The organism is Streptomyces sp. NPDC020917 (assembly GCF_044333795.1).
In the GTDB taxonomy this organism is placed as follows: domain Bacteria; phylum Actinomycetota; class Actinomycetes; order Streptomycetales; family Streptomycetaceae; genus Actinacidiphila.
On record NZ_JBIRRR010000009.1, the window covers coordinates 211187 to 238144 of the forward strand.

Genomic DNA, 26958 nt, shown 5'->3' on the forward strand with positions numbered 1-26958 from the left:
TCAGGCGGCCCCGGCCCCGGTGAGCGAGCGCACTTCGGTCTCCGCGTACGTGGCCTCGTCGGCCGGCTCGCGCGAGGTGACGGTGCCGAGCCAGCCGGCCAGGAAGCCGAGCGGCACCGACACCAGTCCCGGGTTCTCCAGCGGGAAGACGTGGAAGTCGACCCCGGGCAGCAGCGCGTCGGGCCGCCCCGAGACCACCGGCGACAACACCACCAGCAGCAGGGACGGCACCAGCCCGCCGTAGATCGACCAGACCGCGCCGCGGGTGGTGAAGCGGCGCCAGAACAGCGAGTACAGCAGCGCCGGGAGGTTCGCGGAAGCGGCGACGGCGAAGGCCAGGCCGACCAGGAACGCCACGTTCTGGTCCTGCGCGAGCAGGCTCAGCGCGATGGCGACCGCCCCGACGCCGACCGCGGCGAACCGCGCCACCAGCACCTCGCGGCGCTCCGACTCGCCCTCCTCCGGCGGCTGTTCGTCGCGCGCGGCGGCCCGCTTGCGGCGCCATGTGGCGTACAGGTCGTGGGCGACCGACGCCGACGAGGACAGCGTGATGCCCGCGACCACCGCGAGGATCGTCGCGAAGGCCACCGCGCCGACGACCGCGAACAGCACGGTGCCGCCGGTGGTCCCGGGCCCGCCGCCGAGTGCCTCCGCGAGCAGCGGCACCGCGGTGTTCCCGGCCTCGTTGGAGGCGTGCACCTTTCCGGTGCCGACCACCGCGGCGGCGCCGAAGCCGAGCACGATCGTCATCAGGTAGAAGGCGCCGATCAGCCCGATCGCCCACACCACCGAGCGGCGGGCGGACCGCGCGGTGGGCACGGTGTAGAAGCGGGACAGGATGTGCGGCAGGCCCGCGGTGCCCAGGACCAGGGCCAGGCCGAGGCTGATGAAGTCCAGCCGGTTGGTCCAGCTCCCGCCGTACTTCAGCCCGGGCCCCAGGAACGCCTGGCCGTGCCCGCTGTTGGCGGCCGCGGTGTTCAGCAGGCGGCCGAAGTCGCCGTGGAAGCGCGCCAGCACCATCACGGTGAGGGCCACCGTCCCGCCGATCAGCAGCACCGTCTTGACGATCTGGATCCAGGTGGTGGCCCGCATCCCGCCGAACGACACGTAGAACACCATCAGGGCGCCCACCCCCACCACCGTCCAGGTGCGGGCCGCTCCGCTGTCGCTGCCGCCGAGCAGCACCCCCACCAGGCTGCCGGCGCCGACCATCTGCGCCACCAGGTAGAGGATCGACACGGTGACCGAGGCCGTGCCCGCGGCGATCCGCACCGGGCGCCGCCGCATCCGCCCGGCCAGCACGTCGGCGAGCGTGTACCGCCCGCAGTTGCGGACGAGTTCGGCGACGAGCATCAGCACCAGGAGCCAGGCCACCAGGAAGCCCACCGAGTACAGCAGCCCGTCGTAGCCGAACAGCGCGATCAGCCCGGAGATGCCCAGGAAGGACGCCGCGGACATGTAGTCGCCGGCGAGCGCGAAGCCGTTCTCCAGCGGGGTGAACAGCCGCCCCCCGGCGAAGAACTCCACCGTCGAGCTGCGCCGCCGCCCGGCCCACGCCGTGATCGCCAGCGTCCCCGTGACGAACACCGTGAACAGCACGATCGCCAGGCCGTGCCGCTCTCCCGCCGCCTGGGCGAGGAGCGGTCCGCCGCCGTTCAACGCACCCGCTCCTGACCGGTCCTGGTCGCCAGCGACCACCGCAGGTCCAGCGCGATCCGGTCCCGCCGCACCCGGGCGTGCCGGGCGTAGGCCCACGTCAGCAGGAACGTCGACGCGAACTGCGCCAGCCCCGCGACCATCGCCACGTTCAGCTCACCGGCCACCCGGTGCGCCATCAGCCCCGGCGCGGCCGTCGCCGCCACCAGGTACAGCAGGTACCAGACGAGGAACGCGGCGGTCATCGGGAACGCGAACCGGCGGTAGCGGGACCGCACTTCGCGGAACGCCGCGCTGTCCTGCACCTCCAGGTAGGCCGCGGCCCTCCCGTCGGGTGGCCGCTCCCCGGCGGACTCCGGCGGCCGGGCGGCACCCTGCTGCTCGGGCACCCACACCCCGGCACCCGCCGCGTCCCGCCAGGGGTCGTCCATCCGCAGCGGTCCCAGCTCGCCCACGCCCCCGTCGTCGTTCTCCACCGAACTCTCCCGTTCCTACCGACCGGCCGGCCGATGCGCCCAATCATGGACAGAGCGGGAAGTTCCAGCCCCAACAAGCCGATTCCTTCACCCCATCAGGTGATCCCGTGGCGGAAGGCGTACCGGACGGCCTGGGCGCGGTCCCGCACCCCGGTCTTGGCGAACAGGTTGTTGATGTGCGTCTTCACCGTGGCCATGCTCACGTGCAACCGAGACGCGATCTCGGAGTTGGACAGCCCGTCGGCGACCAGGGCCAGCACCTCGGCCTCGCGGGCGGTCAGCCCGTCCGGCAGTTGCGGCTGCGCCCCGCTCTCGCGGCCGGCCCCCACCGGGCCACCGGAGGACAGCGCGTCCAGCACCCGGCTCTGCACCGCCGGCGACAGCCCCGCCCCGCCCGCGGTGACGTCCGCGATGGCCCGGGCGATCTCGTCCCCGCCCGCGTCCTTCGTCAGATACCCCCGCGCGCCCGCCCGCAGCGCGGGGAACAGGTCGTCGTCGTCCGCGTACGTGGTGAGCACCACCACCTGCGTGCCCGGGTGCTCGGTCCGGATCCGCCGGGTCGCCTCCACCCCGTCGCACCGCGGCATCCGCAGGTCCATCAGCACGACCTCCGGCTGCTGTTCCGCCACCAGCCGCACCGCCTCCTCTCCGTCGGCCGCCGCCCCGACCACCTCGATGCCGGGCAGCAGCCCCAGCAGCATCACGATCCCTTCGCGAACCACCGTCTGGTCGTCCGCGACCACCACCCGCGTCATGCGGGCACCCGCAAGCGCACCACGAAACCCTCCTCCGCCGGCCCGGCGTCCAGCGCACCGCCCAGCAGTTCGGCCCGCTCTCGCATCCCTCTCAGACCGTAGCCTGCGCCGGAGGCCCCGAGAGAGTTGTCCACAGGCGTCCTGCCGCCGCCGAAGTCGCGGAACTCCAGCTCCACCTCGCCGGGCCGGTACTCCAGCCGCAGCACGACCCTGGCCCCCGGCGCGTGCTTCCGCACGTTCGTCATCGCCTCCTGCGCCACCCGCCGCACCGCGAGCCCCGCTTCCGGGGACAGCCCGCGCGGCTCCCCCCTCACCTCCAGCCGCGCGCCCTCGGACGCGACCAGCTCCCGCAGGTACTCCTCCACCGGCGCCAGGTCGCCGCGCAGCGCGGACAGCGCCTGGCGGGTCTCGGCCAGCCCCTCGCGGGCCATCCGCCGGGCGGCGGCCACCCGTTCCAGGATCATGTCCTGGTCCGCGCCCCGCTCGATCAGCAGCCGGGTCGCCTCCAGGTGCACGGTCTGCGCGGACAGGCTGTGCGCGAGCACGTCGTGGATCTCCCGCGCGATCCTGGCCCGTTCGGCGAGCGTGGCCGTCTCGGCCTCGGCCAACCGCGCCGCCCGCTCCTGCTCCAGCAGGCGCTGCGTGCTGCCGCGGGCCTCGGCGTCCAGCCGCATGGTGTAGCCGCCCAGCGCCAGGCCGAGGCAGGTGAGCGTCGCCACCAGCCAGTTGTCCCCGCCCATCGCCGCGAAGCCGGCCAGCGCGGCCAAGGCCATCGGCGTCCCCGCCGCCAGCGGCAGCCGCTGGATCGCGACGACGGCGCTCCCGCACCACAGAAGGCTGGCGCCGACGTCGCCGCCCAGCGCGTGGGCGATCCCGCCCCCCGCGACGAGCAGCCCGAGCAGGGCGACGGACGGCCACAGCAGGTGGCGCAGCGTCGTACGGAAGTACCCCCACGTCACGGCGAACGCGGCGAGCACGCCGACGACCGCGCCCGCGGTCTGCCACGCGCCCAGGCCGCCCCGCCCGGTGATGCCCCACACCGCCGCGCCCGCCAGGACCACCCGCACGACGCGGCCGAACTCGCGCCGCGCCGGCGAGCGCCCGGCCCGGGAGAGTGCCTCCCGGGACGGCCACGACGTCCAACTGGTCATGAGACCGCAGGGTACGACGGCTGCCGCTTCTGGGCGCGCAGCATGAGCACGGCCCCGCGGATCAGCAGGGTCCCGGCGACGCCCAGCAGCAGCGAGCCGGTGTGCTGGTGGACGCCCATCCCCGCGGCCCCGGCGGAAAGGCCGACGCGGACCGCGATCCCCGCCACCCACACGGCGACGGTGGCCTTGGTGCCCTGGGCCCAGACCGACCCGTCCGCGTCCTTCCACATCCGGGTGGTGCCGGCCCAGGCCATGCCCATGACGACGGCCACGACCAGTTCCGCCGCGAGCAGGGCCATCGAGGCGTCCCGGTGGGCGCTGTCGAGCAGACCGCCGTCGCGGACGGCGAGCACGACGAGGACGGCGGGCAGCAGCCACCACCGGCCGCCGGCCCCGACCTGCCGCGGCCTGAGCTGGCGCACGATCACCACCGCGACGACCGCCACGATCACCAGGGCATTGACCAGACCGGACATGGGGACGCCTCCACAACGCGGTTCGATGGATCCGGATGGCTCGGGACGAGCCGAGGCGGAGATGAACTCCGACGCCCTCAAATCTAGGGAAACCCCCAGGTCAGAGGATCAAGCCACGGGTTGAACCCGGGGTGGAAAGCCGGTCTCCACCCACGGGTGGAGACCGCCGGCCCGGGACGGCCCGCCGGGGTCCCGGTCCCGGCGCGTACGCTCGACGCCGGGGACGGGGCGAGGACCCGGGAGGTGGGCGGTGCGGACGGTGCGGGCGGTCAGGGCCGGGCTGTCGATACGCGCGATGCGGTCGGCGGCGGCGGCGCGGAAGGCGACGGCGGAGGGACCGGCAGCGGTTCCGGAGGGATCCGCGCGTGCGGAAGGGCCGGCGGGAGCGGTCGCGGCGCGGGCGGCGGCATCGGAGGCGGCCCCGCCCGGAACGGCCACGGCGCAGGCGGCGGCACCGCCTGACGGGACCGCGGAAGCGGCCGCACCGGATGCGGGTCAGGGCACGGGGAGGCGGCGGACGTACCTGTTGTGGGCCGTCGCCGCGGCCGGTCTCGCCGTCGACCAGAGCACCAAGGCCATCGCCGCCGTCACGGTCGAGGGCCACGACCCCACGCACGCGCTCGGCGGCGCCGTGACGTTCACCGCGCTCCGCAACTCCGGGGCGGCCGGCTCCTTCGCCCCGCACGCCACGCTCGTCTTCACCTTCCTCGCCCTCGGCGTCCTCGCCTTCGTCACCCGCGTCGCGCCGGCGGTGCAGCGGCCCGGCTGGGCGGTCGGCCTCGGCCTGATCTTCGCGGGCGCCGGCGGCAACCTCACCGACCGCCTCTTCCGCACGCCCGGCTTCGGCCGCGGCGCGGTCCTCGACTTCATCCAGATCGGGCACTCCGGCGTGTTCAACCTCGCCGACCAGTGCGTGACCGCCGGCTGCGTGGTCGCGCTGGTCCAGGCGATGCGCGGGGTGCCGATGCGCGCGAAGGTCCCGGAGTACGGGCACTCCTGACGGGCAGCACCACCCCGGCACCGGACGTTCATGATCCGCTGACGCCGTCCGCCCCTGCTCCCCGCGTACGCTCGAACCGTGCCAGCCCCCCGCCTGCATCGCGCCGCCGTCCTCGTGCTGGAAGGCGCGAAACCGCTCGACGTCGGGATTCCCGCGCAGGTGTTCACGACCCGCGCGAGCATGCCGTACGAGGTGCGGGTGTGCGGGGCCGAGCCCGGTCTGGTGACCGGCGGCGACGGCCTGTCGTACCACGTTGCCCACGGCCTGGACGCCCTCGCGTGGGCCGACATCGTGTTCCTGCCGGGCTACCGGTTCCCCGACCGCGAGGACCCGCCGCGGGCCGTCGTGGAGGCGCTGGTCGGGGCGCACGCCCGCGGTGCGCGGCTCGCCGCGATCTCCACCGGCGCGTTCGCGCTCGCCGCCACCGGGCTGCTCGACGGCCGGCGCGCCACCACCCACTGGCACTACACACGGGCGCTCGCCGCGAAGCACCCGCGCGTCCGCGTCGACGAGAACGTGCTGTTCGTCGACGAGGGCAGCGTCCTGACGTCGGCGGGCGCCGCCTCGGGCATCGACCTGTGCCTGCACATCCTGCGCGGCGACCTCGGGGTGGCGGCCTCCAACCACGCCGCCCGGCGCCTGGTCGCCGCCCCCTACCGCAGCGGCGGCCAGGCGCAGTACGTGCCGCGCAGCGTGCCGGAGCCGCTGGGCGAGCGGTTCGCCGCCACCCGGGAGTGGGCCCTGCACCGGCTCGGTGAGCCGCTGACGCTCGAAGTGCTGGCCCGCCACGCGGCGGTCTCGCCGCGCACCTTCTCCCGGCGCTTCGCCGAGGACACCGGCTACACGCCGATGCAGTGGGTGATGCGCGCCCGGATCGACGTCGCACGCGAGCTGCTGGAGTGCTCGGAGCGGAGCATCGAGCAGATCGCCGCGGATGTGGGCCTGGGCACCGGGTCGAACCTGCGCCTGCACTTCCAGCGCATCCTGGGCACGACGCCGAGCGAGTACCGGCGCACCTTCACCAGGGGCGAGTAGCCCTGGCCAGGCCGCGGCCGGGGTGGACGGACGCGGCCCGCGTGGGCCTAGGCGCGGACCGTGCCCCGTCCGCTGGCGAGATCCTTGCGAACCATGGCGCTCACGCCCGGGCCACCGCCGCGCGCCGCGCGCGAACCTGGTGGCGATACCGAAGGGACACGACATGACTCGCATCGCCATCAACGGATTCGGCCGCATCGGACGCAACGTGCTGCGCGTCCTGCTGGAACGCGACAGCGACCTGGAGGTCGTGGCCGTCAACGACCTGACCGAGCCCGCCACCCTCGCCCGGCTGCTGAAGTTCGACACGACGGCGGGACGCCTCGGGCGCCCGGTCTCCGTGGACGGGGACACGCTCGTCGTCGACGGCCGCCGGATCAAGGTGCTCGCCGAGCGTGACCCCGCCGAGCTGCCCTGGGCCGACCTCGGCGTCGACATCGCGCTGGAGTCCACCGGCCGCTTCACCTCGGCGAAGGCCGCCGGCGCCCACCTGACCGCCGGCGCGCGCAAGGTGCTGGTGAGCGCGCCGTCCGACGGCGCCGACGTGACGCTGGCGTACGGCGTCAACTCCGACCTGTACGACCCGGCGGCGCACACGATCGTCTCGAACGCCTCCTGCACCACCAACGCCCTCGCGCCGCTCGCCGCGGTGCTGGACGAGCTCGCCGGCATCGAGCACGGCTTCATGACGACGGTGCACGCCTACACGCAGGAGCAGAACCTGCAGGACGGCCCGCACCGCGACGCGCGGCGCGCCCGGGCCGCGGGCGTCAACATCGTGCCGACCACGACCGGCGCCGCCAAGGCGATCGGCCTGGTGCTGCCCAACCTCGAGGGGAAGCTGTCGGGCGACTCGATCCGCGTGCCGGTCCCGGTGGGCTCGATCGTCGAGCTCAACACCACCGTCGCCCGCGACGTGACGCGCGACGAGGTCCTGGCGGCGTACCGGGCCGCCGCGGACGGGCCGCTCGCCGGCGTCCTGGAGTACTCCGACGACGCGCTCGTCTCGTCGGACATCACCGGCAACCCGGCCTCGTCGATCTTCGACTCGGCGCTGACCCGTGTGGACGGCCGCCACGTCAAGGTGGTCGCCTGGTACGACAACGAGTGGGGCTTCTCCAACCGCGTCGTGGACACGCTGGACCTGCTCGCCGCCGGCTGACCGGCCCACGGATCCAGGGGGCCGGCCGCGGACGCCTCCCCGCACCAGCGGCCGGCCCCTTCGCCGTGCTTCCGCGAAGTGGCGCCTGGTGCGGGCGGGTTCACGTCGGCTCACCCGCAGAGCGGGCGACCGCGCTGCTAGCGTGCCGGAGTGGATCTCTTCTCCGACGCCTGGACGGCGTTGCGCGCGGCCGTGGCGGATCTGCGCGACGAGGACTTCGGGCGGGCCTCGGGCTGCCGCGGCTGGCTCGTCCGGGACCTGGTGTGCCACCTGGTCATCGACGCCCAGGACGTCCTGATCACCCTGGCGACCCCGGCGGAGGCGGCGCCGACCCGCGACGCGGTGACGTACTGGGAGGTCGGCGCGACGCCGCCGAACGGTGACGACCCGCTCGACGCGCTCGTCGTCCGGCTGGCCGCCGCGTACCAGGAACCGCGGCTGCTGACGTTCCATCTGGACGACGTCGGCTCCGCGGCGGGACGCGCCGCGCTGCTCGCCGACCCGGCGCTGCGGGTGGGCACCCGCGGCGAGGTGCTCACCGCCGCCGACTACCTCTCCGCGTACGTCCTGGAGTGGACGCTGCACCACCTCGACCTGATCGCCCACCTCCCTGGTGCCGCGGAGCCGCCGGCGCAGTGCCTGGCCCGATCGCGGGGGATGCTGGAGCGGATCGCCGGCGAGCCGTTCCCCGACGCCTGGTCCGACCGGGACGCCCTGCTGGTCGGCACGGGCCGCCGCGCCCCGAGCGACACCGAGCGCGCCGCACTGGGTTCCCTGGCCGGGCGGTTGCCCTTCGTCCTGGGCTGATCCTGTCCCGGGGCCGCGGGATTCCGGAACTCCGGAGTTGCCGCGCGCCCGTCAAGGCCCGCGACGCCCGCGGCCCGGGGCAGGATCACACCTGGAACAGGCTCAGCTCTGGCGGAGCGCCGGCATCGGGACGGGAACGGAGAACGCGGTCGCGCCCGCCCCGACGCCGCCCTCGCAGCTGTTCGGCGGCTGGGTCGTGACGCCGCGGGTCGCGGGGCGTTCCGCGGCCCAGAACATGTAGCCGAGCAGGCCGTTGGTGGTCCCGGCGCCGGCCGGTGCGGCGTTCTGGGTCCAGCTGCCGGTGCCGTTCTGCACCGAGGACGGGAAGTTGGTGCACTCCGGCCTGACCTGTGAGCCCTCGGCGATGTAGAGGCTGCCGGTGAACTTCGCCGGGGCCAGCGGCGGGATCGCCGGGTTGTAGGTGGGCTTGCCCGTCAGATGCTCCTGCCAGTTGGCCTCCGCGTTGCTCGCGGTCGGCTGCTTGTTGGGCACCATCGCGTTGGCGTAGTCCAGCACGGGGGCGGCGGGGGTGAGCCAGTGCGCGGTGGCGTACTGGTCGAGGTCGATGAGCCAGCGGTCGCCGGCCGCGACGTCGATGGTCAGGCGGGCGGCCGGGTCGGCACCCGAGGCGTCATAGGGGTGCGCGGCCCGGTAGGCGTCGATGAACGCCTGCAGCCCGGTGATGTCGGGACCGGAGCTCTGCTCGTAGTCGATCTCGATGCCGACGCCCAGCCGGGAGGCCAGCGCGGCGGCCTTCTGCCCGAGCAGGGTGGGGTTCTGGGCGAGCGCGGTGTTCCAGTCGCCGGTGTACGTGATGCCGCCGATGGAGAGCATCACGCGGACGCCGTGGCTGGTGAAGTAGTCCACCACGGCCTGGTCCATGCCGACGGGCACGCCGTCGGCGTTGCCGCTGTTCGTCGTCCCGTTCAGGAGGGTGAGCGGGTTGACGAAGCTGAGCACCACCAGGTTGACCGAGGGGCGGCCGTCGCCGCGGTCGATCAGCCAGTGGTTCTGCTGGTCGAAGTCGGCCATGTCCCGGACCGTCGCCCACGTACAGGCGTCGTTGCTGCAGTGCCACGCGCCGTACACCTGGGGCGGCGTGCCGGTCGCGGCACTGGCCGATGTGGCGGGAGCGGCCGCGGGCACCACCGCGGCGGCGGCCACCAGCGCGGCTGCCGCCGCGAAGGACTTCACTTTTCCGAACGGCACACGCATGAACGCCTCCTGGCGATCAGGTGGTTCTCCGTGAAGGGGTGGCACAGGGTGACGCCCTGGTCTGGACCTTGTCAAGGAGGCCGCCATAGCGACCCATTCCCGTCCGGCCGGGTGTGACGGTTTCGCGACCGGATGCGCCTTCGATGGCAGGCGCGCGATCGGTGGGGGGCGGTGCGGGAACGGAAGGCGGAGCACGATGGAGCAGGTCGCAGAGACGGGTGAGGCACGGGCCGCCGTACAGGGGCCGAGGCTCGCCGCCGAGGTCGTGGCCATGGCGGCCGGGGCCGGGATCCGGCTCGACTACTCGCCGCGCAGCCTCGCCCTCGTCGACCGGATCATCGACGGCCTCCGCCGCGCGCACCCGCCCGCCGCACCGGCGACACCGTCCGTTCCCGCCCGGCCGTCCGGACCGGCCCCGCATGCCGGGGACGCCCGGCACACCGGCGCCGAGACCCCTCCGTCCGCCCCTTCCACGCTGACCGCGCTCGGCGGGTACGCGGGCGAGGTGCTGCGCCGGCACGCCGGCGCGGTGTGGGTGGACTTCGACGCGGGCCAGCGCGAGGTGTTCGGCCAGCCCTTCGGCATCCGGAGCACCGACGGCCGGGTGTGGAACCCGCTCGGCAAGGCCGTCAAGCGCTACCAGGCCGGCGCCGGCGAGAGCCTGCGGCTGTTCTACCTGGCGGTCGCCGGCCACGCCCGCGCCTGACGGGCCTGAACGCGCCCAGGGCGCGACGTCCTGCGTGGCAGGTGCGGCAACACCCGGCGGTGCCCGGGTCAGCGGCCGAACGCCGGCGTCCGGGGCGTGGTCCGCCCGCCGTCGGCCAGCGTGACCGTGAGCGTCCCGCGGTGCCTGGCGCCGAGCGCGGCGAAGTACGCGACGCCGCCGCCGTGCCGGGTGGTGAGCGGCCCGGTCCGCCGCGCCGTCAGGGACGTGCCTTCGAGGACCGCCGAGGTGACGGCGCCGCGGCCGGCCCGGAAGACCAGGTTGCCCGGGCCCTTGAATCGGTGACACCGCGGAAAAGCGCGGAGAGCCGCGTACGCGTGCCGGGCGGCGGTGGCGGCCCGCCCGCCGGCGCGAGCGGCCCTGTCAGTGGCCGCGATTACTGTGACCGCCACCTGGTCAGGTGATCACCGGCCATGGACGGTTGAGGAGGGGCTGTGGGGAGCACGGAGTTGGCCGCGGACGGCTCGGCGGGCGACGAGGAGGCGTTCGAGATGCCCGCCGCCTGGCGGCGGCAGGTGTATCCCCGGCGGGGCGGGATCCCTCGGAAGGCGGCCGCGCCGCTCGCCGGCGCCGCGGAGCCGCTGGCGCGGCGGCTGCGGGAGGAGGCGGGCTGGATCGAGGAGATGCTCGCCGCGTCCAAGAGCGACCGGGAGGTCGTCGCCGCCACCCGCGCGCACCTGGACGGCGCGCCCGACCCGCTCGGTGCGGCCGTCGTGGCGCACCTGACCGGCCATTACCAGCTCCCCGAGGGCGTGTTCGTGGACGCCTGGATCCACGACCACGGCATCGGCTTCGCCGCGCAGGCGGTGGTGGAGTACTTCTGCATCGAGGTCCACTACCTCCAGTCCGGCGGTCAGCGCAGCGATCCATGGCTCTCCCGGTACCCGGCGCACGGGCCCGTTGACCGCTGGTCGGCGCGGACCGCGTTCGCCGACCGGCTCCGCACCCTGCTCGCCGCGGCCGACGAGGACGCCTACCGGCAGGCCGTGGCCGCGCTCGGCCAGGTCCGTGACACGGTGGCGCGTCGCATCGTGGTCTCCTACCTCGTGCCCAGCGAGCGCGAGTGGGTCGACGAGTGCTGCGCGGACGCCGTTCCGGCGGACCCGACGCTGCGGTCGATGCTGCTGTGCTCGCTGAACACCCCCGCCCAGCTCGCCTGCTTCGGCGGAAAGGCCGAACTCGGCTGGAACGGCTGGACGTTCCCGCTGATCGCCACGCTCGCCGAGGGCACGGGCAAGGACTGCGCGCCGCTGCTCGGCGACGCGCTCGACGACGCGTACGGCAGCGAGCGGCTGCGGGCGTTCGCCGCCATGCTGGTGGAGCTGCCGTCGGACGACGCCTTCCGGATCCTGCTGTCCCGCGCCGACGACAAGCACGTCCGGACGCAGCTGCTGAACGCGATGCGCCGCTACCCGGTCCGGGCCCTGCGGCTGCTGGGCGAGGCGGTCGCGGACGGCACGGCCCGCGCCGCGACGGCCGGGAAGCTGCTGGCCGCGCACGCCCTGGGCCACCCCGAGATCACCGCCGCGGCGCTGCCCGGACTGCCCGAGCCGGTCGCGGCCGTGGTGGAACCGCTGCTCACCCGTGCCGAGCGGCTGCCGGAGGCCCCGGCGGACGCGCTGCCCGCGATGCTGGTCAGCCCGCCGTGGGCGGGGACCCGCACGCCCCGCAAGGCCCGCGTGGCCGCCGAACTGCCCGCCGCACCGCCGGCGCAGGTCGTCTGGCTGCCGGACGAGCAGGAGTCCTGGGCGGCCACCCCGTCCTGGTACAGCTCGTGGCGCGCCTCGTACGACTTCGCCGCGGAGATCAAGACCCTCCAGAGCGGCGGTCAGTTGAGGGACATTCGCGAGGTGCGGCTGTTCGTGGTCGGCGCCGAGGACGTGGTCCGGCCGCTGCTCGCGGTCTGCGCGCCCGACGACTTCTGGGACGGGGAGGCAGGGCTGCGGCCGGTGGCGGCGAGGTTCGGCACCGACGCCCTCCCGCTGGTGCTGCGCGGCTCCGCACGGCATCCCGCCACGCTGGGAGGGCTGCTCCTTCCGTACCTGTCCGTGGACGCCGCCGGCCAGGTGTGCGACTGGCTGGCCCGGCTGAAGTCCGCCGACGCCACGGCCCGTTCGTGGCTCTCCCGGCACGGCCTGGCCGCGGTGCCCTACCTCGTGCCGCACGCGGTCGGGCCGGCCGGCGCGGCGCGGCGCGGCGCCGAACGGGCGCTGCTGCTGGTGGCGGGCGCGCACGGCGCCGACGCGGTGCTGCGGGCGGCCGCGGCATCAGGACCGGAGGCCGCGGCCATCGTCGCGGAGTCGCTGACCGCCGACCCGCTGACGAGCGCGCTGCCGGCCCGCATGCCGGCCGTGGGTGCCTGGGCGGATCCCGCGCTGCTGCCGCAGATCGTGCTGCGGGACGGCGGCGCGCTGCCCGCGGACGCGGTGCGCAACGCCCTGACCGTCCTGGCGCTGTCCAAGCCCGGTGACGTCTACCCGGGCCTGGAGGTGCTCACCTCGTCCTGCACCGCCGACTCCCTGAGCGCCTTCGCCTGGGGCGTGTTCGAGCAGTGGCGGATGGCCGGGATGCCGGCCAAGGAGAGCTGGGCGCTGCACGCCCTGGGCTGGTTCGGTGACGACGGGACCGTCCGCCGGCTGACCCCCGTCCTGCGGGCCTGGCCCGGCGAGGGCGCCCACCACCGGGCCGTCGAGGGCCTTGCCGTGCTGGCGACGATCGGCAGCGACGTGGCGCTGCTGCACCTGCACGGCATAGCCCAGCGGGTGCCGTTCAAGACACTGAAGGTCCGCGCGCAGGAGAAGATCGCCGAGGTCGCCGCGGGACTCGGGCTCACCGGCGAGCAGCTGGGCGACCGGCTGGTGCCCGACTTCGGGCTGGACGCGGACGGCAGCACGGTCATCGACTACGGCCCCCGCCGCTTCACCGTCGGCTTCGACGAGCAGCTGCGCCCGTTCGTCCTGGACGAGGACGGCAAGCGGCGCAAGGCACTGCCGGCCCCGGGGGTGAAGGACGACGCGGAGCTGGCGCCCGCCGCGCGCAAGCGGTTCGCCGCGCTGAAGAAGGACGTCCGTACCGTCGCCACCGACCAGGTACGGCGGCTGGAGGCCGCGATGGTGACCCAACGCGCCTGGACGGCCGGTGAGTTCCAGGAGCTGTTCGTCGCCCACCCGCTGCTGTGGCACCTGGTGCGCCGCCTCGTCTGGCTCGGCGAGGCGGACGGCGTGACGACCGCCTTCCGGGTGGCCGAGGACCGGACGTTCGCCGACGTCGAGGACGACGCGTACCGGCTGCCCGAGGACGCGACCGTGCGCCTCGCGCACCCGCTGCACCTGGGCGACGCCCTGTCCGGGTGGTCGGAGCTGTTCGCGGACTACGAGATCCTCCAGCCCTTCCCGCAGTTGGGGCGGCCGGTGCACGCCCTCACCGAGGAGGAGGCCGCCGGCCACCGGCTGGCCCGGTTCGAGGGCGTCACCGTGCCGGTCGGCCGGCTGCTGGGCCTCACCAAGCGCGGCTGGCAGCGCGGCGTGCCTCAGGACAACGGCGTGGAGCGCTGGTTCCACCGCCCCATCGAGGAGAACCGCCATCTGGTGATCGACCTGGAGGAGGGCATCGCGGTCGGCGCGCTCGACGTCTACCCGGACCAGACGTTCCGCGCGGTCTGGCTCGACACCGCTCCCGGCGACTACTGGCGGAGCCGCGAGCACGCGCTGCGCCTCGGCGACCTCGACGCGGTCACCGCCTCGGAGATCATCGCCGACCTCACCGAGGTGACCGCGAAGTGACCGCGCCCACCACCGCCGTGCCGGAACCGGCCGACGAACCCGGGGGCTCGCGAGGGGACGCGGCGGCAGAGCAGGCGCAGCGCCCGCCCGCCGAGGTCCGCTACGCGGCCGAACTCGCCGCCCTGCGCGCGGCGGACGGCGACCCGCGCCCGCCGGGCTGGCAGCTCAGCCTGCGTGCCGCGCGCCGCTTCGTCGTCGGCGACGAACAGGCCGGGATCAGCCGCAAGTTCGTCGGCAACACCTCGCTGGTGGAGCGGGCCCTGGTGACGCTCGCCACCAGCCGCGGCCTGATGCTCGTCGGGGAGCCCGGCACGGCCAAGTCGCTGCTGTCCGAACTGATCGCGGCGGCGGTCAGCGGCAGCTCCGCGCTGACCGTGCAGGGCGGTGCCGCCACCACCGAGGACCAGATCAAGTACGGCTGGAACTACGCGCTGCTGGTCTCCGAGGGACCCTCGACGCGCTCGCTGGTGCCGGCGCCGATGCTCCGCGGCATGGCCGAGGGGCGGATCGTGCGCTTCGAGGAGATCACCCGCTGCCCCCTGGAGGTGCAGGACTGCCTGCTCTCCCTGCTGTCGGACCGCGTGATGGCCGTCCCGGAACTCCACGGGCCGCAGGGCATGGTCTTCGCCCGCCAGGGCTTCAACGTCATCGCCACCGCCAACACCCGCGACCGCGGCGTCAACGAGATGAGCGCCGCCCTGAAGCGGCGCTTCAACTTCGAGACGGTCTTCCCCATCGCCGACTTCGACACCGAGATGGCCCTGGTGGAGGCCGAGGCGACGGCGCTGCTCCGGCAGTCCGGGGTGGAACCCCCGCCGCGCCGGGACGTCCTGGAGGTCCTGGTCGGCACCTTCCGCGAGCTGCGGACCGGTACGGGGCAGGCCCAGGGCGAGCGGATGTCCACGGTGATGAGCACCGCCGAGGCGGTGTCCGTCGCGCACGCGGTCGGGGTGCGCGGCTGGTTCCTGCGCGGCGAGGCGGGCAGCGCCGCGGACGTGGTGGCGAGCCTCGCGGGCACCGCCGCCAAGGACAGCCCCGAGGACCTCGCCCGGCTGCGGCGCTTCCTGGAGCAGGAGGTGCCGCGCCGGTCCGGACGCCAGTGGCGGGCCCTGCACGAGGCCCGCCACCTGCTGGCCGACTGATGCCTGCGCCGCCCTCCGGCAACGTCGTCCTGCTCGGCGTACGCCACCACTCCCCCGCGTGCGGGCGCCTGGTCGCCCGCACCATCACGGCCCTGCGGCCGGCGTACGTCCTGGTGGAGGGGCCCGCGGACATGAACGGCCGGCTGCCCGAGCTGCTGCTGGGGCACCGGCTGCCCGTCGCGGTCTTCAGCCACTACCGCGACGAGGCGCGCGTGGCGACCTCCTGGGCGCCGCTGTGCGACTACTCCCCGGAGTGGATCGCGCTGCGGGACGGCCACGCCGCCGGCGCCGAGGTCCGGTTCATCGACCTGCCGGCCTGGCACCCGGCGTTCACCGAACGCGCCGACCCGCGGGCCAACCGCTACGCCGACGCCGAGGCCCGGTACGCGGAGGCGACGCGGCGGCTCTGCGCGCGCTTCGCCGTCGACTCCGTCGACGCGCTGTGGGACGGGCTGTTCGAGGTCGCCGAACCGCAGGGTCTCGCGGAACGCCTCGACGCCTACTTCGACCTGGTGCGCGGCGACGCCGCGGCGGACCCGGGCGACCGGGCGCGCGAGGAGTACATGGCGTCCTGGATCCGCGCGGCGCGGGACCGCGCCGGAGGGCGGCCGGTCCTGGTGGTGACCGGCGGCTTCCACCGCCCGGCGCTGCGCGACCTGTCGGCCGGCGAGGGGCCCGGCGGAACGCCCGCCGGCTGGCCGGGGGTTCCCGGGGTCCCCGAGGGCGCGCTGGCCGGCAGTTTCCTGGTCCCTTACTCCTTCCGGCAGTTGGACGCCTTCAGCGGCTACCAGTCGGGCATGCCGTCGCCCGGCTACTACCAGCTGCTGTGGCAGGACGGCCCGCAGGCGGCCGCCGAGGGGCTGCTGCGCTCGGTCGCCGAACGGCTGCGGGCCCGGAAGATCCCGGTGTCCACGGCGGACCTGATCGCCGCCCGCAGCCTGACCGCGGGGCTGGCCCTGCTGCGCGGCCATCCCGGCGCGAGCCGGGTCGACGTCCTGGACGGCCTCGCTGGCGCGCTGATCGGCGACGACCTGGACAGCCCGCTGCCGTGGACGACCCGCGGCACCCTCGGTGCCGGCACCCATCCCGTGGTGGTGGAGATGGTGGCCGCCTGCTCCGGCGACGCCGGCGGCGAGCTGCACCCGGACACGCCGCTGCCGCCGCTGGTGCACGACGTCGACGCCTGCCTGGCCGGCCTGGGCCTGGCCGGCGATCCGGTGACGCTCGACCTCACCTCGGCGGACGGCCTCACCCGCAGCCGGGTGCTGCACCGCCTGCGGGTGCTGGGCATACCCGGCTTCACCCGGGTCTCGGGCCCGGCCGGCAGCGCCGACCCGGTGTTCCGCGAACGCTGGGAGCCGGGCCCGGCGCACGGCCGCGAAGCCGCTCTCATCGAGGCCGGCGCGTACGGCGCCCGGCTGGACGAGGCCGCCTCAGTGGTGCTCGGCGAGCGGTTGCGGGCGGCGGGCACCGACGTCGAGCCGCTGGCCCGGCTGCTGTTCGACACCGTGCTGTGCGGGGTGGGCCCGCTGTGCGCGCAGGTGCTGGGCGCCCTCGAACGGCAGGTGGCCCGCGTGCCCGAACTGGCGTCGCTCGGCGAGGTGCTGACCGCGGCCCTGGGACTGTGGCGGCACGACCGGATCTTCGGCGCGGCCCGCGACACGCTGCTGGGCGGCGTGGTGGCCGGCGCGGTCGCGCGCGTGTTCTGGCTGGCGGAGGGGGCGCACGGCGGCTCCGGGGTGGACCGCGGGCAGCTGCGCGCGCTGGCGGCCGCACGGGACGCCCTGCTGCACGCCCCGGAACTGCTGCCCCTCACACGGCAGTCGGCCGTCGAGGCGGCCGGACGGATCGGCCGCGACCGCCGCGCGCCCGCCGCGCTGCGCGGGGCCGCGTTCGGCCTGCGCTGGGCCCTCGGCAGCCCCGGCGACCCCGCGGCGGCGGTGCAGGCCCTCACGTCGTCCGCCCCGGACACCCTCGGCGACTGGCTCGCCGGGCTGTTCGCCCTGGCCCGGGACGAGGTGGCCCGCGGCACAGCGAACGGCCGGGAGTCCCTGGTCGACGTGGTGGACGGGGTGGTCTCCGCGATGCCCGAGGACGCCTTCCTCATCGGCCTGCCCGCGCTCCGGCAGGCCTTCGCCTTCTTCCCGCCCCGCGAACGGGAGCGCATCGCGGAACGCCTGCTGGAGCGGCGCGGCGCCCGCGGCTCGGCGAGGTCCCTGCTGCGGACGACAGCCGACCCGCTGCTGCTGGCGCGCGCCAGAGCCCTGGAGGAGAACGTGGCCCGACTGCTCGACCGGCACGGACTGGGACCGGTGCGATGAACGCCGCCGCGTCCGACCGCGAACCCGATCCTGCCGTCGCGCCGGATCCGGCAACGGCAACGGCACCGGCCCACGCCTCTGCGGCGGCCCACGACCCCGGCACGGGCAATGGCACGGGCGATGGCGCGGGCGATGGCGCGGGCTCCGGCCCCGCGCCGGATCCGGGCCTGGAACGCTGGCGGTTGATCCTCGGCTCCGCCGCCGAGCGTGGCACCGGCGCGCTCCGGGGCCGGGCCGCCGAACGCGACGCCGCGCTGGACTGGCTCTACAGCCGCGACGAGGACCAGCGCCGGCGCGGCGTCCGCCGCGGTTCCGGCGGCGGCTCCTCATCGCGCGAGGGCGGCACCGGCCCCTCCCAGCTGACCACGGTCGACTGGCTCGACGGCATCCACCGGCTGTTCCCCAAGGAGACCGTGGAACGGCTGGAACGCGACGCCGTCGAGCGGTACGAGATCCACGAGATCGTCACCGACCCCGACGTCCTGGCCCGCGTCGAACCCAGCCAGACGCTGCTGCGCGCCGTCCTGCGCACCAAGCACCTGATGAATCCCGAGGTGCTGGTGCTGGCCCGGCGGATCGTCGAGACGGTCGTCCGGCAGTTGATGGAGCGCCTGCGGCCCGAGGTCCGCAAGGCGTTCACCGGCTCCCGGTCCCGCCGCCCCAGCCGCATCCCGCTGGCCCGCGACTTCGACTTCAGGAGCACCGTGCGCGCCAACCTCGTCCACTACCAGCCGCAGCAGCGCCGCATCCTCATCGAGCGGCCGCACTTCCACTCCCGCACCCGGCGCCACCTCGACCAGTGGCAACTGGTGCTGCTGGTCGACCAGTCGGGCTCGATGGCCGGCTCGGTGATCCACTCCGCCGTCACCGCCGCCTGCCTGTGGAACCTCCCCGGCCTCAGGACGCACCTGGTCGCCTTCGACACCGCGGTGGTGGACCTGACGCGCGACGTCACCGATCCGGTGGACCTGCTGATGAAGGTGCAGCTCGGCGGCGGCACCGACATCGCGCGTGCCGTCGACTACGGCGCCGGCCTCCTGGAGAACCCGCGGCGCGCCATCGTCGCGATCGTCTCCGACTTCTACGAGGGCGGCGACCCCTACCGGCTGGTCCGCACCGTGCGGGGGCTGGTCGAGCAGGGCAGCACCGTGCTGTGCCTGGCGGCGCTGGACGAGGAGGCCGAGCCCGTCTACGACCGCGCGCTGGGCGCGCGGCTCGCGCAGGCCGGCGCCCACGTCGGCGCGATGACGCCCGGGCGGCTCGCGGAGTTCGTCGCCGAGAAACTCGGCGGCACGGGGCAGAGCCGGTGATCCGGGCCGACCTGCGGGCGCTCACGCCCGACACGCTCGCCGCCCTCGCCAACCGCGGGCTCGTCAAGCGCGCCGAGAAGGACCTCGCGTCGGGCTCGGGCCCCGCGGTCACCACGGGCGACGACGGCACCGTCAGGGGCGCCTTCCCCGACGGCACCGCGACCGAACTGCCCCCGGGCACCGCGCTGGACGCGGCCGGCTGCACCTGCGGCGCGCGAGGCGTGTGCCGCCACCGCATCGGGCTGGTGCTGGCCTACCAGCGCGACGCGTGGAGCGGCGCGCACGGACGCGACGACCTTCCCGAGGTCGCGGACGGGCAGGGGGCCGGTCCGGAAGCGGCCGGTCCGCAAGCGCGCCGCGGCACCGCCGCTTTCGAGGGGCACGGTACGGAGAAGGCCGCCGGGAGGGACGGCCCGCGGCCGGTACCGGAGGCGAGCACCCCCGGGTCCGCCGCGGGCGGAACGCAGGCCGGCTCCGGCGAGTCGTACGAGGACTGGTCCCCGGGTGCATTCGACGACGACGCCCTGACCGCGGCCCTGGGCCGCCCTGCGCTGACCGCCGCGCGCCGGGCCCGCGACCGCGGCTACTCGGCCCGGCTGCACCGCCCGCGGCCGGGCGACCCCGTTCCCCGCGTCGAACTCCCCACCTGCACGGTGAGTTTCCCGGTCCCCCACGAGCTGGGCTACGCCCTCACCGACGCCTCCGGCCCGCTGCGCGGCGAAGTGGTGACCCTGGCGGTCTGGGCGTTCCGGGCGGCGGACGCGCGGCGGACGGGACGCCGAGGCGAGGGGCAGCCGACCGGGCAGGCGGCGGAGCCGGAAGCCGAGACGGTGACCGTGGGCGGCCGGGCCGCGGCCGTCGCCGGGGCCGACGAGGCGCTGCGCGACGCCCTCGGGCTGGCCGCGGACCTCCTTCTGGACGGCGTCCAGCAGGCGGGCCCGGTGTTCTCCGGCTCGCTCCGGCGCTGCCGGGAGGCGCTGAGCGCCACTGCCCGCCACTGGCCCGCGGGCGCGGTGGCCGACCTGGAGGACCAGCTCGACGCGTACGCCGCGCGCAGCACCCGCTACGACGCGGAGCGCTTCGCCCTGCTGATCGCCGAACTCCACGCCCGCCACCGGGCCGCCGGCCGCGACCCCGTCCAGGTCCTGGGCACCCAGGAGGCCCCGACGACCCCGCTGCGCCGGGTGCGCCTGGTGGCCCTCGGCTGCCGGATCCGCGGCGGCGCCGAGGACCGCACCGCCGAGACCTACTTCGCCCACCCGGGCAGCGGCATCGCACTGGTGCTGCGCAAGCGGTGGGAGCTGACGGACGGCCAGGAACCCACGGGGCACGACCTGTCCGGACGCCGGCTCCTCGGCTCGCCGCTGCACGCGCTCGCCACGGCGAACGTCGTGAGCGAGCACGCCTCCCGTGCCGCCGACCGCACGATCGCCCTGTCCCGGGGGCGCATCGCGGCGACCAGCGTCACCCCGGTCGGTGCCGCCTGGACCGAACTGCCGGGCTCGTTGCTGCTCCACGATGTCGCGGCCCACCTGGCGGCGGCCGGCGACCCGCCGCCCCGCCTGATCCGGCCCCGCGTGGAGGCGGAGTCCGTGCGGGTGGTCGCGGTGGCCGCCGTCGAGGCCGTCGGCTACGAGCCCGCGGGGCAGCGGTTGGAGGCGGTCGTCCGGGATCCGGCGGGCAGCGAGATCGTCGTGCGCGCCGAGCACGACCCGCTGTGCCCCGGCAGGCTGGACGCGCTGGCCGCCGCGCTCGGCGGCGGCGACGTCCGGTGCGTCAGCGGCATGCTGGGCCGCGACCGGGGGCGCCCGGTGCTGGATCCGCTGGCCGTGCTGACCGCCGACGGTGTCGTCGTGCCCGACCTCGCTCCGGGTTCGGGCGACGGCGCGCTGCCCGCGGCGCGGTCCGGCCCGTCCGACCCGATCACGGGCGCGCTGGAGGCGGCGCGTGCCGCGCTGGCCGACGCCGCTCACCAGGGCCTGCGCCGGCTCACCGCCACCTCCCATGACGGCCTGGCCGGCTGCGCGGCCGATCTGCAGCGCACCGGCCTGGGCACGGCCGCGCAGCGCCTGCGCGACCTGGAGTCGGCGCTCCGTCTCCGGCCCGCGGCCGAGGCCGTTCCGGCCTGGGTCGACGCGCATCTGCACCTGACGCTCGGCCTCGAACTCCACCAGCAGAGCGCCCCGTCCGGCCCCTGACACGTCCGCGCTGACGCGGAGTCCCGCACCGCGCTCGGGCTAGGAGGAGGTGGGAAGCGCGTCCTCGACGCCGGTGTCCGGTTCCCGGCAGCGGAGCCGGAACCCGGTGAAGTCGGCCGTGAACGAGGCCTCGACCAGGTCCTGCGCGTGGATGGCCGCCAGGGCGCCGGTGAACCGGGGTCCCGACCCGGCCTCGTCGGAGAGCCGGCTGAAGTCCAGTGCGGGGCCGATCGGTTGCCTCTCGCCGCCCTGGGCGAACCAGAACTGCGCGCGGCTCCCGTCGACGTCCGCGCCGAGAGTGACGGGCGAGCCGGCCGTCACCTCCACCAGGGCCTGCTGTGCGACCTCGTCCACGTGCCGGGTCAGCAGGCTGAGCACGAGGCGCCCCCGGCCGTTCCACTGCTGGCCGCGCTGCGGTTCGCCGGACGGCTCGGCCCAGGTGAGGTCGAGCGAGAAGTAGCCGGTGGTGCTGTACCAGAGCAGCAGTCCCGCGGCCTCGCCGAAGGTCCGCGGGGCCGCGTCGACGACCACCTCCACTTCGGCGCGGTGTTCGGTGATCCGCTGCGCCAGCAGGCTCTGGTCCCACAGCGATTCCGGTCCCTGGCGCCCGCGCAGCCGGATCCAGCCGGGACGCGCGTCCGCGTCCGCCCAGGACGGATCCACCGGTTCCCGCAGGGTGTTCCAGGGCCAGCCGAGCACGTCGTCCTGCCGCGGGGGGAGGTCGGGCTCCCCGGACGGGCGCGGCGGCCGCGGCACCTCGACGTCCACGAACGGGTGCCGTCCGCCGCGGCGCAGCCGGGGCCGGCCGTCCGCGTTCCACACCACCTCCTGGACGGCCGTCTCGCGGCCGAGGGGAGAGCGGGGTCCGGCCGGCGTCCGCAGCGGGCGCGACGCGAGGTGCCCGAGGAACCACGAGCCGTCCGGGGCCTGGACGAGTTCGCCGTGGCCCGCCCGTTGCAGGGGCAGTGACGGGTCGTCGCGCGAGGTCAGCAGCGGCTGCGTGTCGACCTCGTAGGGGCCGAGCAGGCTGCGGCTCCGCGCGGCGAGCACGGCGTGTTCGACGCCGGTGCCGCCTTCGGCCACCAGCAGGTGGAACCAGCCGTCGTGGTGGAGGAGTTTGGGCCCTTCGATCAGCCGGTCGTGCTGGAGCAGCAGGTGCGTCGCGCCGAGGGGGCGGAGCGTGGCGCGGTCCAGTTCGGTCAGGACGATGCCGGCGAAGCGCTGCCCGCCGGGGCGGTGGTCGTTCTGGAGGTTGACGAGCCACAGCCGGCCGTCGTGGTGGAACAGCGACGGGTCGAAGCCGTGACCGGGGACGCGGCGCGGCGCGCTCCAGGGCCCTGCCGGGTCCGTGGCCGTGCTCGTCCAGGTGTCCAGGTCGAAGTACCGGCCGCCGACGGAGCGGACGATCGCGTAGACGATCCAGAAGCGCTCCCCGTCGAAGCTCAGGGCGGGGGCGTAGATGCCGCCCGAGTCGGGAACGCCGGCCAGCGAGCCGTTCGGGACCGCCCCGCCGACGTGGCCCGCGTACTCCCACGTCGCCAGGTCGCGGGACCGGAAGAGGGGAAGGGTGGGGAACCACTCGAACGAACTGGTGGCCACGTAGTACGTCCCGCCCACCCGGATCAGGCTCGGATCGGACGCGAAGCCACGGATGACGGGGTTGCGTACGACGGTCATGCGCGCGCTTCCACGGCGGCGTCCTCTCACGGGTCCAGCCTGAAGAAAACCTTTCCATGGACAGAACCCGCGTCTGAGGCGCCACGGAGATCCGTGCATGGCCTCAGAAGTTAAAACGCTTTCAGCGGCGGGGTCAACCGCCCGGACGCAAGCCCCGCGCGCATGACCTGCCGTCAGGGAGTCGCCGTACCGGGCGGGACGGGCGCGAGGCCGAGGGGCCTCGCGCCCGCGTCATCAGGTGAGCTGGCTCTTGTAGAAGATGCTCGCGTCGAAGGTGGGGTCCGTCGTGGTCCCGGTCTTCCCGGAGAACCCGAAGGCGAGGCGGGGCTGGCCCCCTTGGACCCAGATCGCCGCGCCCTGCGGCTCGCGGCCGGGGATCGAGGCGCCGGCCGTGGTCTGGAAGACCTCGGTGTACGAGCCGCCGGTGGCGTTCATGTCGAGGGTGACGAGGTAGGAGGGCCCGTTCGGCCGGCCGTACAGCAGGTAGACGTACTGGCCGTAGAGGGTGATGCCCTGGAAGGCGTCGGAGTCGCTGAGGCCGAGATCGGAGTTGTTGGGCAGCGCCCGTTCGGCGAGGCGGTCGCCGTCGGCGAGCCGGCCGGCGGCCGCGTCGGCGAGGGAGAAGACCGCGATCCGCCACTGGCGGCTCTCGGTCGCCGAGGTGGCGTACCGGATCAGCAGCCGGTTGTTGACCGGGTCGATGGCCGGCCGGGGCAGCTTCACATAGCTGGAGATGGTGGGCGTGCGGTCGTACACGGTGATCGACGGGTTGTAGTACTCCAGGGCGAGACCGTCGGTGAAGCGGAACCGGGCCAGCTTGTGCCCCGCATCGTTGTAGTCGTTCCCGCCGATCTTGTTGTCGGCCTCGATCCACAGGTAGGGGTCTCCGCTGCCGGTGGGCTCCACCGCCATCGAGGACCCGTGGCCGAAGTTGTGCAGTGCCATCGTCCCGAGGACGTTGCCCGACAGATCGGTCTTGGAGATCCAGATGTCGCCGAGCGCCGACGCGTCGGACGAGGGGTTGTCTCCGGGCCGGTGCTGCGCGGCGTAGATGTGGCCGTTGACGTTGTCGTAGGCGAAGGACTGCATGGCCCAGGAGGGTTGGTGCAGGGTGGCACGCCACACCGGGTTCCCTCCGTCGCCGCCCAGCACGAAGCGGGACGACGTGGGGAGGGCCGCGAACGCCGGACCGGCCCCCGCCACCACCCCCGCGAGGCCCAGGGCCCCCGTCGCGGCCAGCCCCGCGCCGGCCCGCAGGATCTGCCTCCGGCTCGCCCCCGCGTTCGTTCCCTGCTCGATGGGCACAGTGATCACGACCCTTCCGGTCGACGCGTCGTCAGACGCCAGGACATGACAGGTGCATTCGGCAACGATCAGCACGCGACCGGCAGCGGCCGGGCGCGGCGGAAGGGCGGCAGGCACGGATGTCGCGGTGGCGAACACGCCGCAGGCGAGGAGCACGGCGGTCGCGGCCGGAGCCGCGACCGCCGTCGCCCCTCGTGTGATCCGTCCTCCGGCTCGCTCGGGACCGCACGACGGAAACCCCCGATGCCGTAGCGACCCCGGCAAGGGCATGACGGATCTTCACCATCCCCCCGGGACGCGCGATGCGCCCCCGTTCCCCATCGTTTCAGGAGACCCTCCCGCCTCCAAGGCGCAACCGATGAGACTCCTGCGCCCATCAATACACTCACGGTTATGACCGACGCCGAAGACCCCACCACCCCGGCGCGCAGCTCCGCTCGGTCCGAGCCCACGGTCCACCAGCTGCGGCTGCTGCTCGTCATCGCCGAGGAACTGCACTTCGGGCGGGCGGCGGCACGCCTGTTCATGTCCCAGCCGGCGCTCAGCAGGCAGCTGCGGGCGCTGGAACAGCGGCTCGGCTTCGAGCTGTTCGAGCGCACCAGCCGCACGGTGGACATCACCGAGGGCGGCCTGGCGCTGCTGCCCGAGGCACGGGCGGTGGTGCGGGCGATGGACGGGTTGCGGCAGGCGGCGGACGAACAGGCGCGGGGGCCGTCGGGGAGGCTGGTGGTGGGGGCGATCGCCGCCGAGGCATCCATGCCGCACGCCCGCGCCGTCCTCGACGAACTCGGCCGCCGGCACCCGCAGATCACCGTGGAGTTCCGCAACCTCAACTTCGTGGACCACATGACCCGCCTGATCAACGGCGAGGTGGACGTGGTCTTCCTGCGGCCTCCTGTACCGCCGGGCATCCAGGCACTTCACCTGGCCAGCGAGGCGCGCGTCGTCTGCCTGCCCGCGACCGATCCGCTCGCGAGCCGCACCTCGGTCGCGCTCGCCGACCTCGCCGACCGCCCGGTGGTGGACGTGCCACCCGAAGTACCGCGCATGTGGTGGGACTTCTGGGTCACCGATCCACGCCCCGACGGTTCACCGGTCACGTACGGCCCGGTCGCGACCGGACTGGAATCCCTCCTCCACATCGTGGCGGCCGGCGCCGCGGTGGCGTTCCTGCCGGCGGCGGCCCGCGCCTTCTTCCCCCGCCCCGGAGTCGCGTACGTCGACGTGCACGACGCGGCACCCTGCACTTCGGCTCTGGCCTGGTCGGCCGCCACCCGTACCCGCCCCGCCATCGCCGCCATCCGGCAGGCGGCCACGGCCTCTCTCACCGCCCCGACTCGCCGGGGCTGACCCCCTGACAGGTGTTCTTCGGTTGGCCGGCGTTGGCTACCGGCGGCCGTCCAGGAGGAGGCCGAGCAGCTACGCGCCGAGCTGTTCTTCCAGCGGGCGGTGCACGCATATCTGACCATGCTCCCCGCGCTGAACGTGATCGGGATGCGGGACGGTTCGCAGGACCAGTTCGGCGAGGGCTACCACGTCCTGCCCGTGTGGAAGGACCGGATGGACAGCCGCACCTGGGTGCCGACCCGATGTCGGCGCGATCGGCCCCGACCGGACCCGCGGGGGCCTCTACCTGCTGCTGCCACCGGGCTACGACGGCCACGTGCCGGACGGGTACTTCACCTTCAGCTCCCGCACCTTCAACGTCTTCCTGTTCTTCCGCACGGTCATGGGCCAGGGCGACGGCCGCCCGGACCCCTCGGTCGGCGCGGCGACCGCCGAGCGGACCCGGATCCACCCGTTGTGGGAGGAGGAGAAGAGCGTCCCCGCAATGGAGTTCCCGAACGCCAGCGGGGTGCGGGTGAACATGATGTACCCCACGGACTTCTCCTACTGGACCAAACTCAAGGAGTTCGTCGACTACGAGCCCGTGAGCGCCATCGAGCCCGAACTGCGGGGCGTGCTCGCCTCCATCGGGATCGTCAAGGGCGAGCCGTTCGCACCGAACGGGTGGCAACGACAGCAGCTCGACCGCGCCCTGGAGTTCGCACCGAAGTCGACCCTGGCTCTGGCCCAGCTCGGCCGCGAGGACCACCGAAACCTCTACTACGACGACCGCCGGTGGGAGGTCGCCTGGTGCGGCGGCACCGCGGAGTGGATGCAGGCCAGCTACCTGGACGTCAACGCCCGCTCCCGGTTCTTCCAGTACGCCTACTCCTCCGCCCCCGCGATGGTCGTCCACAGCACCGGCGCCGGCTCGAAGTACCCCTACACCGCCCGCGACGCGGACGGTGAGTTCCTGCAGGGCGCACACACCTACCGGATGCACCTGCCGGCCGACCCACCGGCCGACCTCTTCTGGGCGGTGACCGCCTACAACATCACCGACGGCACGATGCCCGAGACCGAGCAGCTTCTGCCGTCCACGAACAGCTACTACGACATCCCGAAGAACGACGACGGGTCGATCGACATCTGGTTCGCGCCCCGGAAGCCGGACGCCGTCGCCGACTCCGCCTTCATCCAGACCATCCCCGGCCGGGCCTTCGTCATCGCCCTGCGCCTGTACGGCACAGCAGCAGCCTTCTACGACCAGACCTGGAAGCCGGACGATCTCATCAAAACCGGCTGACACCGGGTCACCCCCGGGGACGTCCGACCCGGTTCCCCGCCGGAGCGCTCTCCGGTGACCGCCTCATGTACACCGGCGCCCATGGAGGCGGAGAACGAGGCTCTGCAGGCCTGTTCGGGGACTCCCGACGGGCG

21 protein-coding genes are annotated in these 26958 nt (G+C 74.5%); 12 read left to right on the top strand and 9 right to left on the bottom strand.

Going from position 1 to position 26958, the window contains the following annotated elements; all coding sequences use genetic code 11:
• The 5 genes from ACH4TG_RS21315 to ACH4TG_RS21335 form a co-directional block, all read right to left on the bottom strand.
• Window positions 1-1659 (bottom strand): cation acetate symporter, encoded by a 1659-nt coding sequence (locus ACH4TG_RS21315; protein WP_398243962.1) that lies wholly within the window; start codon window positions 1657-1659, stop codon window positions 1-3.
• Window positions 1656-2087: a DUF485 domain-containing protein gene (locus ACH4TG_RS21320; protein WP_398244064.1), complete on the bottom strand. Its 432-nt coding sequence runs from the start codon at window positions 2085-2087 to the stop codon at window positions 1656-1658. Before ACH4TG_RS21320 ends, ACH4TG_RS21315 begins: the two co-directional genes overlap by 4 nt.
• A gap of 140 nt (window positions 2088-2227) precedes the next feature.
• Window positions 2228-2887, bottom strand: coding sequence for a response regulator (locus tag ACH4TG_RS21325; RefSeq protein ID WP_398243963.1), 660 nt, complete (start codon window positions 2885-2887; stop codon window positions 2228-2230).
• Window positions 2884-4038 carry a sensor histidine kinase gene (locus ACH4TG_RS21330; protein WP_398243964.1) on the bottom strand — a complete coding sequence of 385 codons (1155 nt, stop codon included), beginning with the start codon at window positions 4036-4038 and terminating at the stop codon, window positions 2884-2886. Before ACH4TG_RS21330 ends, ACH4TG_RS21325 begins: the two co-directional genes overlap by 4 nt.
• Window positions 4035-4514 carry a DUF1453 domain-containing protein gene (locus ACH4TG_RS21335; protein ID WP_398243965.1) on the bottom strand — a complete coding sequence of 160 codons (480 nt, stop codon included), beginning with the start codon at window positions 4512-4514 and terminating at the stop codon, window positions 4035-4037. Before ACH4TG_RS21335 ends, ACH4TG_RS21330 begins: the two co-directional genes overlap by 4 nt.
• A 526-nt stretch (window positions 4515-5040) precedes the next feature.
• On the opposite strand from ACH4TG_RS21335, the gene ACH4TG_RS21340 reads away from it, so the two are divergent.
• The 4 genes from ACH4TG_RS21340 to ACH4TG_RS21355 all read left to right on the top strand — a co-directional run bounded on the left by ACH4TG_RS21340 (window position 5041) and on the right by ACH4TG_RS21355 (window position 8518).
• Complete coding sequence (locus tag ACH4TG_RS21340; RefSeq protein ID WP_398243966.1) at window positions 5041-5514, top strand: signal peptidase II; 474 nt, start codon at window positions 5041-5043, stop codon at window positions 5512-5514.
• Window positions 5515-5592: 78 nt separating this feature from the next.
• A complete protein-coding gene (locus ACH4TG_RS21345) occupies window positions 5593-6549 on the top strand; it encodes a GlxA family transcriptional regulator (RefSeq protein ID WP_398243967.1) in 957 nt (318 codons plus the stop codon).
• A 163-nt stretch (window positions 6550-6712) separates the two neighbouring features.
• Complete coding sequence (gap, locus tag ACH4TG_RS21350) at window positions 6713-7711, top strand: type I glyceraldehyde-3-phosphate dehydrogenase (protein ID WP_398243968.1); 999 nt, start codon at window positions 6713-6715, stop codon at window positions 7709-7711.
• Window positions 7712-7861: 150 nt separating this feature from the next.
• Entirely contained in the window at window positions 7862-8518 is a 657-nt protein-coding gene (locus tag ACH4TG_RS21355; protein ID WP_398243969.1) for a maleylpyruvate isomerase N-terminal domain-containing protein, read from the top strand.
• A gap of 102 nt (window positions 8519-8620) precedes the next feature.
• On the opposite strand, the gene ACH4TG_RS21360 is transcribed toward ACH4TG_RS21355, so the two are convergent.
• Entirely contained in the window at window positions 8621-9733 is a 1113-nt protein-coding gene (locus ACH4TG_RS21360) for a hypothetical protein (protein ID WP_398243970.1), read from the bottom strand.
• Window positions 9734-9929: 196 nt separating this feature from the next.
• Here ACH4TG_RS21360 and ACH4TG_RS21365 point away from each other — a divergent pair, with 196 nt between their 5' ends.
• A complete protein-coding gene (locus tag ACH4TG_RS21365; RefSeq protein ID WP_398243971.1) occupies window positions 9930-10439 on the top strand; it encodes a hypothetical protein in 510 nt (169 codons plus the stop codon).
• 68 nt (window positions 10440-10507) lie between these two features.
• On the opposite strand, the gene ACH4TG_RS21370 is transcribed toward ACH4TG_RS21365, so the two are convergent.
• Window positions 10508-10849 (bottom strand): hypothetical protein, encoded by a 342-nt coding sequence (locus tag ACH4TG_RS21370; RefSeq protein ID WP_398243972.1) that lies wholly within the window; start codon window positions 10847-10849, stop codon window positions 10508-10510.
• A gap of 42 nt (window positions 10850-10891) precedes the next feature.
• Between ACH4TG_RS21370 and ACH4TG_RS21375 the strand changes: the two genes are divergently transcribed.
• From ACH4TG_RS21375 to ACH4TG_RS21395, 5 genes are read left to right on the top strand one after another with little or no spacing between them, the layout of a single operon-like run.
• On the top strand, window positions 10892-14239 hold the full coding sequence (locus ACH4TG_RS21375; RefSeq protein WP_398243973.1) for a DUF4132 domain-containing protein: 3348 nt from the start codon (window positions 10892-10894) through the stop codon (window positions 14237-14239).
• 17 nt (window positions 14240-14256) lie between these two features.
• Window positions 14257-15381: an AAA family ATPase gene (locus tag ACH4TG_RS21380; RefSeq protein WP_398244065.1), complete on the top strand. Its 1125-nt coding sequence runs from the start codon at window positions 14257-14259 to the stop codon at window positions 15379-15381.
• Window positions 15381-17702: a DUF5682 family protein gene (locus tag ACH4TG_RS21385; protein ID WP_398243974.1), complete on the top strand. Its 2322-nt coding sequence runs from the start codon at window positions 15381-15383 to the stop codon at window positions 17700-17702. The genes ACH4TG_RS21380 and ACH4TG_RS21385 overlap by 1 nt, the downstream gene beginning before the upstream one ends.
• Window positions 17699-19012, top strand: a complete 1314-nt coding sequence (locus ACH4TG_RS21390; protein WP_398243975.1) for a VWA domain-containing protein — start codon at window positions 17699-17701, stop codon at window positions 19010-19012. Before ACH4TG_RS21385 ends, ACH4TG_RS21390 begins: the two co-directional genes overlap by 4 nt.
• Complete coding sequence (locus tag ACH4TG_RS21395; protein WP_398243976.1) at window positions 19009-21210, top strand: hypothetical protein; 2202 nt, start codon at window positions 19009-19011, stop codon at window positions 21208-21210. Before ACH4TG_RS21390 ends, ACH4TG_RS21395 begins: the two co-directional genes overlap by 4 nt.
• Window positions 21211-21249: 39 nt before the next feature.
• Here ACH4TG_RS21395 and ACH4TG_RS21400 read toward each other — a convergent pair whose 3' ends face one another.
• Together ACH4TG_RS21400 and ACH4TG_RS21405 are read right to left on the bottom strand one after the other, a co-directional pair.
• The gene (locus ACH4TG_RS21400; protein WP_398243977.1) at window positions 21250-22887 is read right to left on the bottom strand and encodes a family 43 glycosylhydrolase; all 1638 of its coding nucleotides are present in this window, start codon (window positions 22885-22887) and stop codon (window positions 21250-21252) included.
• Between the two features lie 234 nt (window positions 22888-23121).
• Entirely contained in the window at window positions 23122-24201 is a 1080-nt protein-coding gene (locus ACH4TG_RS21405; RefSeq protein WP_398243978.1) for a hypothetical protein, read from the bottom strand.
• A 384-nt stretch (window positions 24202-24585) separates the two neighbouring features.
• Between ACH4TG_RS21405 and ACH4TG_RS21410 the strand changes: the two genes are divergently transcribed.
• Both ACH4TG_RS21410 and ACH4TG_RS21415 read left to right on the top strand, forming a co-directional pair.
• Entirely contained in the window at window positions 24586-25542 is a 957-nt protein-coding gene (locus ACH4TG_RS21410; RefSeq protein ID WP_398243979.1) for a LysR family transcriptional regulator, read from the top strand.
• 250 nt (window positions 25543-25792) lie between these two features.
• Window positions 25793-26824: a DUF1214 domain-containing protein gene (locus tag ACH4TG_RS21415; protein ID WP_398244066.1), complete on the top strand. Its 1032-nt coding sequence runs from the start codon at window positions 25793-25795 to the stop codon at window positions 26822-26824.
• Window positions 26825-26958: the final 134 nt, after the last annotated feature.

What these genes read in the sequence shown, in the direction of transcription:
- ACH4TG_RS21320 (WP_398244064.1), bottom strand. Translation starts at nt 2,087, where the DNA reads ATGGACGACCCCTGGCGGGACGCGGCGGGTGCCGGGGTGTGGGTGCCC.
- ACH4TG_RS21325 (WP_398243963.1), bottom strand. Translation starts at nt 2,887, where the DNA reads ATGACGCGGGTGGTGGTCGCGGACGACCAGACGGTGGTTCGCGAAGGG.
- ACH4TG_RS21330 (WP_398243964.1), bottom strand. Translation starts at nt 4,038, where the DNA reads ATGACCAGTTGGACGTCGTGGCCGTCCCGGGAGGCACTCTCCCGGGCC.
- ACH4TG_RS21335 (WP_398243965.1), bottom strand. Translation starts at nt 4,514, where the DNA reads ATGTCCGGTCTGGTCAATGCCCTGGTGATCGTGGCGGTCGTCGCGGTG.
- gap (WP_398243968.1), top strand. Translation starts at nt 6,713, where the DNA reads ATGACTCGCATCGCCATCAACGGATTCGGCCGCATCGGACGCAACGTG.
- ACH4TG_RS21360 (WP_398243970.1), bottom strand. Translation starts at nt 9,733, where the DNA reads ATGCGTGTGCCGTTCGGAAAAGTGAAGTCCTTCGCGGCGGCAGCCGCG.
- ACH4TG_RS21365 (WP_398243971.1), top strand. Translation starts at nt 9,930, where the DNA reads ATGGAGCAGGTCGCAGAGACGGGTGAGGCACGGGCCGCCGTACAGGGG.
- ACH4TG_RS21385 (WP_398243974.1), top strand. Translation starts at nt 15,381, where the DNA reads ATGCCTGCGCCGCCCTCCGGCAACGTCGTCCTGCTCGGCGTACGCCAC.
- ACH4TG_RS21390 (WP_398243975.1), top strand. Translation starts at nt 17,699, where the DNA reads ATGAACGCCGCCGCGTCCGACCGCGAACCCGATCCTGCCGTCGCGCCG.
- ACH4TG_RS21400 (WP_398243977.1), bottom strand. Translation starts at nt 22,887, where the DNA reads ATGACCGTCGTACGCAACCCCGTCATCCGTGGCTTCGCGTCCGATCCG.
- ACH4TG_RS21410 (WP_398243979.1), top strand. Translation starts at nt 24,586, where the DNA reads ATGACCGACGCCGAAGACCCCACCACCCCGGCGCGCAGCTCCGCTCGG.